Annotated in this window: 12 protein-coding genes; 7 read left to right on the forward strand and 5 right to left on the reverse strand. The window is 60.0% G+C overall.

Features of this window, described 5'->3' with window-relative positions:
• Positions 1-121: 121 nt before the first annotated feature.
• Both WC026_RS03680 and WC026_RS03685 read left to right on the forward strand, forming a co-directional pair.
• Complete coding sequence (locus WC026_RS03680; protein WP_372709450.1) at positions 122-802, forward strand: YggS family pyridoxal phosphate-dependent enzyme; 681 nt, start codon at positions 122-124, stop codon at positions 800-802.
• A gap of 134 nt (positions 803-936) precedes the next feature.
• On the forward strand, positions 937-1,869 hold the full coding sequence (locus tag WC026_RS03685) for a hypothetical protein (RefSeq protein ID WP_372709451.1): 933 nt from the start codon (positions 937-939) through the stop codon (positions 1,867-1,869).
• Between the two features lie 129 nt (positions 1,870-1,998).
• Here WC026_RS03685 and ppk2 read toward each other — a convergent pair whose 3' ends face one another.
• Together ppk2 and WC026_RS03695 are read right to left on the reverse strand one after the other, a co-directional pair.
• Positions 1,999-2,922: a polyphosphate kinase 2 gene (ppk2, locus tag WC026_RS03690; protein WP_372709452.1), complete on the reverse strand. Its 924-nt coding sequence runs from the start codon at positions 2,920-2,922 to the stop codon at positions 1,999-2,001.
• Positions 2,923-3,031: 109 nt separating this feature from the next.
• Positions 3,032-4,057, reverse strand: coding sequence for an aldo/keto reductase (locus WC026_RS03695; RefSeq protein ID WP_372709453.1), 1,026 nt, complete (start codon positions 4,055-4,057; stop codon positions 3,032-3,034).
• Between the two features lie 689 nt (positions 4,058-4,746).
• Between WC026_RS03695 and WC026_RS03700 the strand changes: the two genes are divergently transcribed.
• Positions 4,747-4,977 carry a hypothetical protein gene (locus WC026_RS03700; protein ID WP_372709454.1) on the forward strand — a complete coding sequence of 77 codons (231 nt, stop codon included), beginning with the start codon at positions 4,747-4,749 and terminating at the stop codon, positions 4,975-4,977.
• An 80-nt stretch (positions 4,978-5,057) separates the two neighbouring features.
• Here WC026_RS03700 and WC026_RS03705 read toward each other — a convergent pair whose 3' ends face one another.
• The gene (locus WC026_RS03705) at positions 5,058-6,077 is read right to left on the reverse strand and encodes an MBL fold metallo-hydrolase (RefSeq protein WP_372709455.1); all 1,020 of its coding nucleotides are present in this window, start codon (positions 6,075-6,077) and stop codon (positions 5,058-5,060) included.
• Positions 6,078-6,154: 77 nt separating this feature from the next.
• Between WC026_RS03705 and WC026_RS03710 the strand changes: the two genes are divergently transcribed.
• The 3 genes from WC026_RS03710 (at position 6,155) to WC026_RS03720 (ending at position 10,874) form a co-directional block, all read left to right on the forward strand.
• Complete coding sequence (locus tag WC026_RS03710) at positions 6,155-6,961, forward strand: helix-turn-helix transcriptional regulator (protein WP_372709456.1); 807 nt, start codon at positions 6,155-6,157, stop codon at positions 6,959-6,961.
• A 249-nt stretch (positions 6,962-7,210) separates the two neighbouring features.
• The gene (locus WC026_RS03715) at positions 7,211-9,934 is read left to right on the forward strand and encodes a DNA translocase FtsK 4TM domain-containing protein (protein ID WP_372709457.1); all 2,724 of its coding nucleotides are present in this window, start codon (positions 7,211-7,213) and stop codon (positions 9,932-9,934) included.
• A 184-nt stretch (positions 9,935-10,118) separates the two neighbouring features.
• Positions 10,119-10,874, forward strand: a complete 756-nt coding sequence (locus WC026_RS03720) for an outer membrane lipoprotein carrier protein LolA (RefSeq protein WP_372709458.1) — start codon at positions 10,119-10,121, stop codon at positions 10,872-10,874.
• A gap of 336 nt (positions 10,875-11,210) precedes the next feature.
• On the opposite strand, the gene WC026_RS03725 is transcribed toward WC026_RS03720, so the two are convergent.
• Together WC026_RS03725 and WC026_RS03730 are read right to left on the reverse strand one after the other, a co-directional pair.
• Positions 11,211-11,735 (reverse strand): Crp/Fnr family transcriptional regulator, encoded by a 525-nt coding sequence (locus WC026_RS03725; protein ID WP_372709459.1) that lies wholly within the window; start codon positions 11,733-11,735, stop codon positions 11,211-11,213.
• Positions 11,736-11,918: 183 nt separating this feature from the next.
• Positions 11,919-12,605, reverse strand: coding sequence for a response regulator transcription factor (locus WC026_RS03730; protein WP_372709460.1), 687 nt, complete (start codon positions 12,603-12,605; stop codon positions 11,919-11,921).
• A gap of 222 nt (positions 12,606-12,827) precedes the next feature.
• Here WC026_RS03730 and WC026_RS03735 point away from each other — a divergent pair, with 222 nt between their 5' ends.
• Positions 12,828-13,274: a L,D-transpeptidase gene (locus WC026_RS03735; protein ID WP_372709485.1), complete on the forward strand. Its 447-nt coding sequence runs from the start codon at positions 12,828-12,830 to the stop codon at positions 13,272-13,274.
• Positions 13,275-13,326 lie beyond the last annotated feature (52 nt).

A 13,326-nucleotide genomic window follows, 5' to 3' on the forward strand; every position in this document is an offset into this window, starting at 1 on the left:
CTGTTGTCGATCAATGGATGACGGTGCCCATATATGCGTTGGCTCTCCGCGCACCATTGCGACACTTGTTCTCGAAGCGGCGGTAGCGTTATGGAAGGGACAAGCAGAACAGGGACTGAGCGTGACAGACGACACCTACCATGAAAGCGCGCCCGAGAGGTTAAAGCGCGTAAGGCATGAGATCGTTGCGGCCGCCCAGACGGCGAAGCGCTCTCCCGGCGACATCGAACTGGTCGCAGTTTCAAAGACTTTCGATATCGATGCGGTGCGTCCGGTTCTTGCGGCGGGTCAACGCGTGTTCGGCGAAAATCGCGTGCAGGAAGCCGAACGCAAATGGCCGGCGCTGAAACGTGAGTTCGCGGACGTCGAATTGCATCTGATCGGCCCGCTGCAATCAAACAAGGCCAAGGAAGCGGTCGCGCTGTTCGACGTCATCCATACGATCGATCGGGAAAAGATCGCGCGCGCGATCGCGGACGAAATTTCGCGGCAGGGGCGCACGCTCAGACTTTTCGTGCAGGTGAATACGGGCGAAGAACCGCAGAAGGCCGGCGTCATGCCGCGCGAGGCGAAAACCTTCGTCGAATTTTGCCAGGGAGAGTTGAAGCTTCCGATCGTTGGGTTGATGTGCATCCCGCCGGTGGATGAAGAGCCGGCGGTGCATTTCGCGTTTCTCGCGAAGCTTGCAAAAGAGGCCGGCGTGCAAGGTCTTAGCATGGGCATGAGCAGCGATTTCGAGACGGCGATTGCCTTCGGGGCAACACATGTTCGCGTCGGAAGCGCAATTTTCGGGGGGCGGTAGCGCTTTCGCGAGATAAACACGTGTCTGTTTCCCACTGCATTTTTTGCGGCTGCCGCATCGAACTCCGGCCGTGGTGCTAGGCTTCGTCGCTGATTCGGCTGCGTATTCGGGCCGGTGCGCGATAGGGGCTCCATATGACCGCGTCTTCTCAGAAGAAAGATCCGATCGAAGCCGAGGCGAATGCGTCCGCGGCGGAAGCTGCTCGTGACGCGCGCGCGGAAATTCTGGAGCAGAGCAAGCCAAGCCAGGATGCCAAAGCGGCCGTCACAAAGCTCAAGAAAGCCGAAAAAGACGCGGTGACCGACGCGCGAAAGAAGTGGTTCGATTTCGAAGTCAATGTCTGGATCACGAACTTCAACTCGATCGAGTTCGGACCGTGGAAGCGTGAGCGCAATCGCGGCAAGTCGCGCCAGTTTACAACCGATATGGATATCTTCGCAGAGATCATCGAGAACGGCGAACGCACTGGCGTGCTCGGCTATCGCAAGGAGCTTTGGAAAGACGCGTCCGGCATGGATAAGCGGCTTGTCTTCAAGCTGTTCTCGGAGACGCTGAACTGGAAGGCGAGCATGGATATGATGCTCGGGCGTTCGATTCAGCAAACGCTCGCCGCGCGCGGGCTGCCGGTGACGACGTATTCGATCAATACCAGCGAGGACGATTATCTCGTTTATCTCGAGCGTTCGGCGAACAAATGGCCGCTGTTGCCGGAGAATTTCTCGTTCTTTCTGATGCAAGGCGGCGAGCCGAAATTCTATCGGTTCCGCCGGGACGTCATCAATCTCGGCGGCGACTACACGCTGATCGATCAGCATGGCGAGCATGTGGGCCATATCGACGGCGCTATTCTTACGATCGGCGGCAGATGGCGCTGCAAGGTGCGCGGCGATCATGCCGATCCGCGTCTTTTGCAGGTCATGAAGCTATTCACGGGCATGATCGTCTTCAATCGGCAGGCAAGGCGGCATGTGAAAGCGCTGTCGCATGACATTCGCGACGGACGTATCAAGCCCGATATCCAGCGGCAGGAAGCGGACCTCTATATGAATCCGCGGCGCATCCGCTGAGGACTGCGCTTCGCGCGGCGTCATTGCGGACAGGCGAGTGGGGCAAGGCGCTTTTTTAGCGCAACGATTTTCGGCGGGGATGCGCGGCATCGGCCCGCCGAAGTCTTTTTTAACAGCTCCGCGGCCGGCTCAATAGGTTCCCGGGACGTACATGTCGTCCGGCACAGGCTCGCGCAGATAATCGGGATTGTGCACACGTTCGGGGAGAACGATCGGGGCGCGCACGACTTCCTGATATGGGATTTGCGTCAGCAGGTGGCTGATGCAGTTGAGGCGCGCGCGCTTCTTGTCGTCGGCGTGCACGACCCACCACGGCGCCTCGGGAATATGCGTGCGCTCGAGCATCGCTTCCTTGGCTTTGGTATAGATCTCCCATCGTCGGCGCGATTCAAGGTCCATCGGCGACAGCTTCCACTGCTTGATCGGATCGTGAATGCGCATTTGGAAGCGCAAATGCTGCTCGTCGTCGGAAATCGAGAACCAGTACTTGATGAGCGTGATGCCGGAGCGCACGAGCATCTTTTCGAATTCGGGCACGGTGCGGAAAAATTCTTCGACATCGCCTTCAGAGCAAAAGCCCATGACGCGTTCGACGCCGGCGCGATTGTACCAGGAGCGATCGAAGAGGACCATTTCGCCGGCGGCGGGAAGATGCGGAACATAGCGTTGGAAATACCATTGCGAACGCTCGCGCTCGCTCGGCGCCGGCAGAGCTACGACGCGCACGACGCGCGGATTGAGGCGCTGGGTGATGCGCTTGATGACGCCGCCTTTGCCGGCCGCGTCGCGACCTTCGAAAAGCACCACGACTTTCAATTTCTGGGTGACGACCCAATCCTGCAACTTGATCAGCTCGCGCTGCAGGCGGAACAATTCCTGGAAATAGACTTTTCGGTCGAGCGCGCCTTCGTCGCTCGTCTGCTCCTTGCCGTCGATGAGCTTCTGCAGGCGATCGTCGTCGAGCTCCATTTCGAGCTCTTCGTCGAGGCTGTCGGCAATTTCAGCTTCAATGCGCGCTGCCATGCCGTCGTACTTATCGCGTTCATCAGTCATGATCTGTCCTGTGGCGGCCTTTTCGGCGATACCGGCCATAGACACGCGAACGCCGTGACAGGCTTATGACAGCGTCAGCCATTGACGTAGCACGGATTTCCCGTTCGCTTCAGACGGGCGACGGGTTGCGTTCGCTGAAACCGGACTGATGCCAATATGGGTATGGTTTCGTCGTTTCGCTTGCGGCGTCGAGCTTGGCGACCTGCTCGGGAGTCAAATTCCAACCGATGGCGCCGAGATTGTCCTTGAGCTGTTTTTCGTCGCGTGCGCCGATGATGACGCTCGAAACGGTTGGGCGCTGGAACAGCCAGTTGAGTGCGATCTGCGGAATAGACTTGCCGGTTTCCTTCGCAATCTCGTCAAGGACATCGACGATGCGGAACAGGCGTTCGTCATCGACAGGCGGTCCTTTGTCGGCGGTTTTGTGAAGGCGGCTCGTTTCGGGCAGCGGCTGGCCGCGACGGATTTTACCGGTCAAACGTCCCCAGCCGAGGGGACTCCAGACGAGTGCGCCGACGCCTTGGTCGAGCCCGAGCGGCATCAGCTCCCACTCATAATCGCGGCCAATCAGTGAATAATACGTCTGGTTGGCGACGTATCGCGGATAGCCGTAGCGGTCGGCGACGGCGAGCGATTTCATCAAATGCCAGCCGGAGAAATTGGAAACGCCGACGTAGCGGATCTTGCCCGCACGCACCAACTGGTCGAGCGTTGACAGCACTTCCTCGGGCGGTGTCATCGCATCGAAGCCGTGCAGCTCAAAAATGTCGATATGATCCGTTTGCAAGCGCTTCAACGCCTGATCGCAGGATTTCAGAAGATGAAATCGCGATGAGCCGACGTCGTTCGCGCCATCGCCGAAGCGGAATGTCGCTTTCGTTGAGATGAGAACCTTATCGCGACGGCCCTTCAGCGCTTCGCCGAGCACTTCTTCCGATACGCCGTCCGAATAAACATCGGCGGTGTCGAACATCGTGACACCTGCATCGAGGCAGAGGTCGATCATACGGCGCGCCGCCGCCACATCCGTCGATCCCCAGGCGCGGAAGAATTCGCTCGCCCCTCCGAATGTCGCCGCGCCAAAAGAAATGAGTGGAACAGTCAATCCGGATGAGCCGAGGCGGCGATATTCCATTATGGTTCCCTCATTCATGAAAATTGCGCATTTCGCGGCGTGCGAATGCGGAACATCGCCACACCACCATTCATCAAATAGGCATGTAAATTAGAAACAATTGCGATCACGGAAAGAGCAATTCCGTTCGCAATCTTCACAATTTTTTCGCTTATTGGTAGCGATCGGACGATCGGAGCACTGATTAATTCCGATTAAGCTCCGAAAAAACCGCGAGAAATATCCATACGCGTAGCAGTTGCACATGCCGACGACGATATGTCGCGCGGCGAATCCTCCCTTGTTTCCGCCGCATTACGACGCTGGATGCGCGCCGTTTGTTAAGACATGTGAGGAGAGTAACCATGCGATTGAGCTTGTTCGCAGTCGCGGCGCTGCTGGCAGTCCTTGTCGGCGTACCGTCGGTCGAGGCTCATCCGTACAAAGGCTATAATAGTCATCGGATTGAGCGGACCCACGCGAATTGGTCAGGGAAGAAGCGGTATTCGAACCGCGGCTATTCGCAACGGCGGGGCCAAAGATACGCAAGTCATTCCTACCGCGGTTCTTATGGGCGCCGCGCCTATAGCCAGCAGTCCAGAAGCGGATATCGCCAGGGTGTAACCCGGCGTTACGCACAGCGGCACACAGGCCGCCGTTACGCGTCGGCTGGAGGCGGTGGTCGGCCGCGTGCCTGGTGCGGCTGGTGGATGCGCACCCAGCTCGGGGGCGGTCCAGAATATAATCTGGCGGCCAACTGGCGGCGCTACGGCCGCTCGAGCGGTCCCCAGGTCGGCGCCGTGGTCGTCTGGCCGCATCACGTCGGCATCATCACGGGGCGCTCATCGAGCGGTCAGTGGATCGTAAAATCCGGCAACGACGGCAACGCCGTGCGCGAACGCGCGCGCTCTGTTGCGGGCGCTGTCTTCCGCGTCGGTTAATTTGAGATCGCTTTGGGCAGGCCGGGACTCGGCCTGCCCAGGCACTTCCGTTTTCGTTTCGTGGGCTCAGAGATTCGGGCTCAGAGATTGAGCTGGTAGGTGTGCGCAAGCCAGCGATAGCTTTCGGGAGCGATTTTTTCAACGAAGCCGATCGACGGGAACGGCATGTGATAGCCGATCACCGGAAGCCGATCGGTGGCGGCCATATCGAATATGCGCCGTCGCGTTTGGGCCGCTTGCGGCTTGTCGGCGTCGAAGACGCAATGCCAATCGGGACGCGTGAGTGACGCGACTTGATGGTGTGCGCAATCTCCCCACCAGAGGACAGACTTGCCTCCGCTTTCGATCATGAAGGCCAGATGTCCCGGCGTGTGGCCAAAAGCTTCGAGCGCGCGAATGCCGGTCACCACGTCATCGCCCGGCTTGATGAAGTTCATCTTCTCGACCACGGGCTTTGAATTGGCGCGGTAGACCTGCGCGAACTTTTCGAGGTCCTCGGGCAGCTTGCCTTCCGGCGTCCAGAAATCGTGCTCGATCTGGCCGATCACGTAGCGGGCGTTGGGAAAGAGCGGCTTTCCGCCTTCGATGATGCCGCCGATGTGGTCGGGGTGGCCGTGGCTCAAGGCCACGATATCGATGTCTTCGGGCCTGAAGCCTGCTGGGCCCAGTTGTGCCGCGAGCCATCCGCCATTGGGGCGCGGCACGAACCCGTTCGCGCCGTTTCCGGCGTCGAGCAGAATCAACTCTTTGCCGGTGTTGACGATCGTCGGCGAAAATCCGGGCTGGTATTTACGTTCGGGCAAGAGATTGTCACGCATCAGCGCCTGTACGTCGGGCTCGCTGGCATTGGCTCCGATGAGCGGAAATGGACCGTCGATGAAAACTTCAGAATCCGAGATCGTCGTAATCTCGAAGTCGCCGAGTTTGAACCGGTAGAATTTCGGCTGCGCCGCGCCGAGCATAGGCGCTGCGGCGTGAGCGCTTGAACTCGTTGCAAGCGCCAGCGCGGGCGCGGTGGCGAGGCTGAGACTCGCCGCGAGAAGCTGTCTGCGATCGAGGTTGAGAAAGGCTTGCTTTATCGGCTCTTGCGTATCGCTCATAGCGTGTGGCCTCCTAACCGTTCAAGAGATAGATGTGGTGTGACGTTGGAAGGTAGGCTGGGGGCGGAGGGCTGCGCTTGTATCAATCTGCTGCGCATTGCGCCGGGGAGTTGAAGCCTCTCTTGAAGCCGCTTTGGCATGTCGGGAATTCCCGCATGCTGTTTGCGGGCTGTCTCGGGCGCAATGCTCTACACAGCCACAGCACGTCGGTGCTGCTTGCCGGCCTCTACGACGACTTTGAATTGAGCGTCGGCAAAGGGCGCTGGGTCACGTGCCGGACGGCCGTTATTCGCGCAGGCACACCTTATGAATTTGATGCCGGCGGCCGGCCGCTCGCCGTCATTTACGGCGAACCGAATGTGGTGTCGGCCGAGGGCTTGGCCGTTTTAATGCGCAACGTCGACGAGCTTCCCGGCGCGGTGATCAGTCGGCACGGCGAAGTCGCGGCCCTTCGCGCGATTTATGAAGACCCCAACAGCGCGACGTGGGTTGCACCCGCCATTGCCGATCTGGTGGATTTCTCGAGTGCCCGGGCGCGTCGGCAGATTGATCCACGCGTCGCGCGGGCCATCGATCGTGTCGCCTGCCGCGAACGACTTGAGAGCGATGGTGAGGACGTGCCCTCAGTATCGACGGCCGCCTCGCAAGCACGAATTTCCACGTCGCGCTTTCAGCATGTGTTCAAGGCAGAGGTTGGCGTTTCCTATCGCCGCTACCTCGGCTGGCTCAGGATGCGCACGGCGGTCCGCGACGTCGTCGACGGTCATAACCTGACGACGGCTGCGCATGCCGCCGGATATTACGATCAGGCGCACTTTGCGCACGAGTTCCGCCGTATCTTCGGCGCACCCGCCTCGCGCAGCCTGGCCAACGTCCGGCGCTGACCACGCCGTCTGTATCTTGTTGCTGCAACTGACGCGCTGTGGATTTCCATGGCTCAATCCGAGTCGAATGCGCGGCTGCGGTAACCATATGGCAACCGGCAGGCGTCAAGGTTACTGCGGCGGCCTTTGGCATCGGTCGAGACGGAACCCGGCGTGCGCGTAAGCAGCGGAGGCGAAGTCTAGGGACGGTCCCAAAAATCGCTCGAACGCACGAGTTCCGTGCTGCGTAAAAGAAGTACGTTCGCTGAGATGTCGCTGGATACGAGAGGGATCGATCCTCGGAGACTGCTGCCGCAGTCGTTGGAGGACCGGCTTTTAGGCTGGATGGGCCGCTTCGGCGGAGCCTTCCTGCTTGCCTCGACGCTCGTGGTCTGGGCGAGCCTCGCATCCTGGTCGGTTCTCGATCCGAGCCTCACGCATACGACTACCGTTCCAGCCCGGAACTTCGGCGGGCCGGTCGGCGCGATCATTTCAGATCTCTTGTTTCAGACGCTCGGCTTCGCGGCCGTCGTGGCGCTGATCGCGCCGTTTGTCTGGAGCATCGAACTGCTTCGCACCGAGCAGGTTGCCGGCGGCCGCTCGAAGCTCGGTTTTTATCCGATTTCCATTTTGACCTTCGCGGGGGCTATTTCGGCGCTTCCCGTTTTCGATGGCTGGCCGTTGCGGCACGGCTATGGCGGTCTGCTCGGCGACTCCCTGCTGCATCTGGCAACCAAGGTCTTCAGTGTTCTGAGCGATGAACGCGCACCCGTCGCGGCAGGGCTCGTTCTTGCGGCGGCGGCTCTCCAGACCGCCGGTAAGGCAATGGGATTCGAAGCCGAAGGCATGGTTCGGGCGATCTTCAAATCGCTCGGCGCGGCGTTCCATCAAGCGATGACGAAGCCGCGCGCCGAGATCATCAGGACAGCACCGGCCGTTGCGGTGACGTCGGCGACGGGATTGTGGGCGCGCCTGCGCGGCGTGAGGGCCGACGATCAAGAGGCTTACACCTCGCTCGAGGCTTTCGGGGCGCCGGAACCGGCAGAGCCAAGTCTCAGTCATGCCCCCGACGCGTTCGGCCGTCTCGAAATCGATAGCCGCGACGATGATTTGCGGAGCGGACCGGTTGGGTTTGCGGCGCATACGCTTGCGATGCCAGCAGCGGCACCGGCTGCGCCTGTTCGCGAGCGTCATCACGCTGAGCCGTTGGTGCTTCATGAGTCGGTCCCTCATGGTGTCGAGGACGTTGCGGCCGACGACGCGATCGATCCGATCTACGCGTTTGACGACAATATCGAAGACTCGAGCCGTGCCATCGCGGCGCGCTTTGCGCCGGCATCAGCCAAGGGCCGTGTCGCGCCGTCTTCGACTTCGCCGGCGGCTCCAAAAGCGCCCGTCGCTCCGCCGCCGATGGCGCCTGAAACTATCTTGCCGCCAAAGGCCGCGGGCGGGCTGCTCGGCGGTTTCAAAAATCGCGCGGCGCCGCAATGGAAGCGTCCATCGCTCAGCGTCTTCAAGCGTCCGACCGCCGCGAAGCCAAATCCGGAGCTATCGCAGACGGTCATGCGCGGCAACGCGCGGTTGCTGGAAGACGTGCTCGCCGACTACGGCGTCAAGGGCGAGGTCAAGGATATCCGGCCGGGGCCGGTCGTGACGCTTTATGAATTCGAACCGTCGCGCGGCACGAAGTCGTCACGTATCATCGGACTTGCGGAAGACATCGCGCGCTCGATGAGTCTCGCGAGCGTGCGCGCCGCCGTCGTTCCAGGGCGCAATGCCATTGGGCTCGAATTGCCGAACGCGCGGCGCGAAACCGTTCTGCTGCGCGAGATCCTCGAAGCCGATCCGTTCAAGTCCGATGCGCTGGCGTTGCCGATCGGGCTGGGCAAATCGATTGGTGGCGAACCTGTCGTCGCCGATCTCGCGCGCATGCCGCATCTGCTCGTCGCCGGTACGACGGGCTCGGGCAAGTCGGTCGGCATCAATGCCATGGTGCTGTCGCTGCTCTATCGTCATTCGCCCGACGACTGCCGCATGCTGATGATCGATCCGAAGATGCTGGAGTTGTCGGTTTACAACGGTATTCCGCATCTTCTGGCGCCGGTCATCACCGATCCGCACAAAGCCGTCGCCGCTCTGAATTGGGCGGTGCGCGAAATGGAAGAGCGCTACAAGCAGATGGCTGCGCTTTCGGTTCGCAACATCGACGTGTTCAACAATCGCGTGCGCAATGCCAAGAAGCGCGGCGAAATCCTATCGCGGCGCGTGCAGACGGGCTTCGACACATCCGGCCAGGCGCGCTTCGAGACTCAGAAAATGGACCTCGAGCCATTGCCGCGTATCGTGGTGATCGTCGATGAATTCGCCGATCTGATGATCGTCGCGGGCAAGGAGGTCGAGGGTTCGGTCCAGCGTCTCGCGCAAATGGCGCGCGCCGCGGGCATCCATCTGATCATGGCAACGCAACGCCCGTCTGTCGACATCATCACCGGGACGATCAAGGCCAATTTCCCGACGCGCGTGTCGTTCAAGGTCACGTCGAAGATCGACAGCCGCACGATCTTGAACGAGCAGGGCGCCGAGCAACTGCTCGGGCAAGGCGACATGCTCTATTCAACGGGTGCGGGACAATGCGTGCGCGTGCACGGCGCCTACGTGTCGGATGAGGAAGTCGTCGCGTTCGCGGACGTTCTGAGGCAGGAAGGCGTGCCCAAATATGTCGATGGGATTACAGACACGCCTCCAGCTTCCGAGCCCGCGCTCGGCGGAACCGGGACCGGCGAAGAAGATCTCTATGATCGCGCCGTCGCGATCGTCATGCGGGACGGAAAAGCCTCGACGAGCTACGTCCAGCGCCGGCTTTCGATCGGTTACAACCGTGCCGCCGATCTGATCGAGCGCATGGAACGGGAAGGCCTGATTTCGCCCGCCAACGGTGTCGGCAAGCGGGACATCCTGATGTCGCGCGGAAGCGGTGCGGATGCTGCCGCGTAACATCTGAACGCACCTTTTTTATCCCGAACGCGTCATCGCGAGCGCGTCTCAGCGCTTGCGATTCCCCTGGCGAGCGCATTACCCATAGCGCGGCAACGATTCGCCTAGTTCTGGACGCAATCTTTGTCGAAACGAGTAATCTGCGATTGGAGCCCCGTGGGGCTCAGGGGCCGTGGGGGCCGCGATGGGGAGCTACATGAGGGATTTCCAGCGCCTGCTGGCTGCTGCTGCAGTTTGTTCGTTCGCATTCGGTGGCCATGCTTTCGGCCAGGACGCGGACGGACCGTCCGCCACCATCGCCAATCCGGTTGCGGCGAAGGACAAAGCCGCCGTCAAAGGCTGGACCGGGCAAGTCGAGCCTGCGAAGAACGATGGCAGCGTCGTGCTTGATGCGGAGCAGACCAAGCTGGTCAAGTTGGTCAGCGATTATTTCGGCTCCGTGCAGGGCCTTAAAGGCGCATTCGTGCAGGTCGATGCCGACAACAAGCGCATGAAGGGCAAGTTTTTCGTCAAGCGCCCCGGCCGCTTTCGTTTCGACTACGCGCTGCCCTCCAAGCAGATCATCGTTTCGGACGGCGAGAACCTCGCCATCCAGGATCTCGATTTGAACAACGAGGATCGCGTGTCGCTCGATCAGACACCGTTCCGCATGCTTTTGCGCAAGGATGTCGATCTGCTGCGGGACGCAAAGATCACGGAAGTGCAGCAGGCTGATGATCTCATCGTGCTCGGCCTGGAAGACAAAGACCCCGATGCTCCAGGCAAGATCAAACTCTATCTCGCGACCAAGCCCAGCATCGAGTTGAAAGAATGGGTAACCACGGACGCGCAGGGTCTGAACACCCGCGTCGAGCTGCTGGGACTGGAAAAAAGCAATGATCTAGATAGTAATTTGTTTAAAATTCAATCACTTGGACCGCACCGTACGACGCCAAACTGAAGATTTTCCCGGTGAATCAATGTGTTGCGCATTTGCCCGAGGCAATGCGCAACCTGTGGGTATTTGCGGCGGCTTGTTCACATTTTCGTGATCGGCTCTCGCGGCCTCTATTGAATTTCATCGCTTTGCGCTTAACTCATAAACATGCAGGTGGCGTCACCCTGTATTCGGTAGTGCCCCCCGTCTAGCCGAAGACGCCGCCTCTGGTATCGGTTTCCCTCCCGGTACCGAGCGCGTAAAAGCGCATAGCGCCCAGTCCCTCCCCCCGGGACTGGGCGCACTCTTTTGTGGCCCGTATTGTGTGGCTCATCTTGCAGGTCTTTTAGAGCTACGCAGTCATGGCACGGCGCGCGCCGGCGTTTCTTGTTTCAACGCAAGTTGCGAATTCCAAGCGGTCGCGGCTGCGGCGGAGCCCGAGAGCAACGACTCGACCGCGACAAGATCGCCAGCGAGACTATGTAGGCGCTTCAGAATAAGCGATGAAAAGTGCGTCGCGAGTTCGACGTCCTGCTGCATCAGCTCGTGCATCTTCTCACGAGAAATTCTCAGTGCTCTGACCTGATCACGTGCAACGATCGTCGAAGGGTGAGCGATTTCAATCATCATCGCCAATTCCGCGATCAACGATCCTTCAGGCAGAAATTCTTCGCGTGTTTTCTTGGGATCGACGGCGCGCCGCACGCAGGTTCCGGAGACGATCAGGATGGCTCCGTCCGCCGATCGGCCTTCGGCCGTTATGACATCGCCGTTGCGATAGACGATGCGCTCGGCATTGCGAGCGATCTCGCTGATCTGCAGGGGCTTGAGATCACGAAAAAGCGGTAATGACAGAAACGGTCTGACGAGGGCGTCGATGGCCATCGGTCCAATTCGCAGGATGAACAAATCACGATGGGACAGATATGCGACGCGCCCATGCCGCCGGGACTGGCAGCAACACCCTTTCAATACATGAAGTCCGTATCGGCCTGAACGTGGATAAGTCATCCGCGGGCACGAGACTGTGGATGGTGGAGTTGGCGCAACGGAATGCTGAGAAGCGGTTTAAGGCGCCAGCTTGTAGCCGCCGCTTTCGGTGATCAAAAGCTCGGCGTTTGACGGGTCTTTTTCGATTTTTTGGCGCAACCGATAAATGTGCGTCTCGAGGGTGTGGGTCGTGACGCCGGCGTTGTAGCCCCAGACTTCGTGTAGGAGCACATCGCGAGAAACCACTTTGTCGCCTGAACGATAAAGATATTTGAGAATCGACGTTTCCTTTTCGGTCAGGCGGATCTTGCTTCCCGACTGGTCGATCAGAAGTTTGGATGCCGGCTTGAACGTATAGGGGCCGATCGCGAAGACGGCGTCCTCGCTTTGCTCGTGCTGGCGGAGCTGGGCGCGAACTCGCGCGAGGAACACGGCAAATTTGAAGGGTTTCAAAACGTAATCGTTGGCGCCGGCATCGAGCCCCAAGATCTGATCGGCGTCGGACGTATTTCCGGTCAGCATGACGATCGGCGTCTTGTAGCCGGACCGGCGCAAGAGCTTCACGGCCTCGCGTCCGTCCATGTCCGGCAATCCCACGTCGAAGACCACGAGATCGAAACGGCCGTTGCGCGCGGCTTCCATGCCCTTGCTCGCCGTTCCGGCCTCGTACACCTCGAATTCGTCGTGCAGTACCAGCTGATCTTTTAACGATGTACGCAAATCATCATCGTCGTCGACGAGGAGGACCTTCCGGGCCGTGCTCATGGAGATTGGCTCCAGCATTATTGGACTGCCTACGAGGCGCAGAAGACTAGCATCGCGCGCTGGGGCACCATAGGCTTTGGTGACAAACAGACAAGAGGAATGGGTGGTTCCCCGATGCTGCCAGCACGGCCGATACAACGGCATCGCGCGTCGACCACGCTCATTGTCCGGGCGTTGAATGCGGCGGCGCAGCGGGGCTATCTCGAGTTCGGCCCGTATCGGATGCCATGTGTCCTCGGACGCGCCGGGGTCAAAGCACTGAAGCGTGAAGGAGACATGGCAACGCCGCGAGGAAGGTTTCGCCTGCGCAGTGTTTTTTATAATCCCGAGCGGAGCCTTCGTCCGCGAACGCGGCTACCGTTGCGTCCTCTCCGCACGGTCGACGGGTGGTGCGACAGTCCCCTCGATCGGAACTACAATCGCCGGGTTTCGCTACCTTATGGAGCCAGTGCGGAGCGCCTTTGGCGCGATGACGATCTTTACGATCTCGTCGTCGTGCTAGGCCACAATGACGCACCTCGGGTCAGACATCGCGGCAGCGCCGTTTTCATGCACGTCGCGCGGCCGGGTTTTCTCGCGACCGAGGGATGCGTCGCGTTGCGAGCTTCCGATCTCAAGCGCGTGCTTCGGGCCGTTGCGCGGCGAAGCGAGATCGTCATCGAAATCTAGCACGCGAATAAAAAAGGCTCGGACGCGAGATGCACCGAGCCAAGTTGAGCAC

Origin of the sequence: Hyphomicrobium sp., assembly GCF_041674905.1 — a bacterium.
Classification (GTDB): domain Bacteria; phylum Pseudomonadota; class Alphaproteobacteria; order Rhizobiales; family Hyphomicrobiaceae; genus Hyphomicrobium_B.

Excerpts from the sequence above, each read along its gene's own strand:
- WC026_RS03685 (WP_372709451.1), top strand. The coding sequence starts at position 937 with ATGACCGCGTCTTCTCAGAAGAAAGATCCGATCGAAGCCGAGGCGAAT.
- ppk2 (WP_372709452.1), bottom strand. The coding sequence starts at position 2,922 with ATGACTGATGAACGCGATAAGTACGACGGCATGGCAGCGCGCATTGAA.
- WC026_RS03695 (WP_372709453.1), bottom strand. The coding sequence starts at position 4,057 with ATGGAATATCGCCGCCTCGGCTCATCCGGATTGACTGTTCCACTCATT.
- WC026_RS03700 (WP_372709454.1), top strand. The coding sequence starts at position 4,747 with ATGCGCACCCAGCTCGGGGGCGGTCCAGAATATAATCTGGCGGCCAAC.
- WC026_RS03705 (WP_372709455.1), bottom strand. The coding sequence starts at position 6,077 with ATGAGCGATACGCAAGAGCCGATAAAGCAAGCCTTTCTCAACCTCGAT.
- WC026_RS03715 (WP_372709457.1), top strand. The coding sequence starts at position 7,211 with ATGTCGCTGGATACGAGAGGGATCGATCCTCGGAGACTGCTGCCGCAG.
- WC026_RS03720 (WP_372709458.1), top strand. The coding sequence starts at position 10,119 with ATGGGGAGCTACATGAGGGATTTCCAGCGCCTGCTGGCTGCTGCTGCA.
- WC026_RS03725 (WP_372709459.1), bottom strand. The coding sequence starts at position 11,735 with ATGGCCATCGACGCCCTCGTCAGACCGTTTCTGTCATTACCGCTTTTT.
- WC026_RS03730 (WP_372709460.1), bottom strand. The coding sequence starts at position 12,605 with ATGAGCACGGCCCGGAAGGTCCTCCTCGTCGACGACGATGATGATTTG.
- WC026_RS03735 (WP_372709485.1), top strand. The coding sequence starts at position 12,828 with ATGCCATGTGTCCTCGGACGCGCCGGGGTCAAAGCACTGAAGCGTGAA.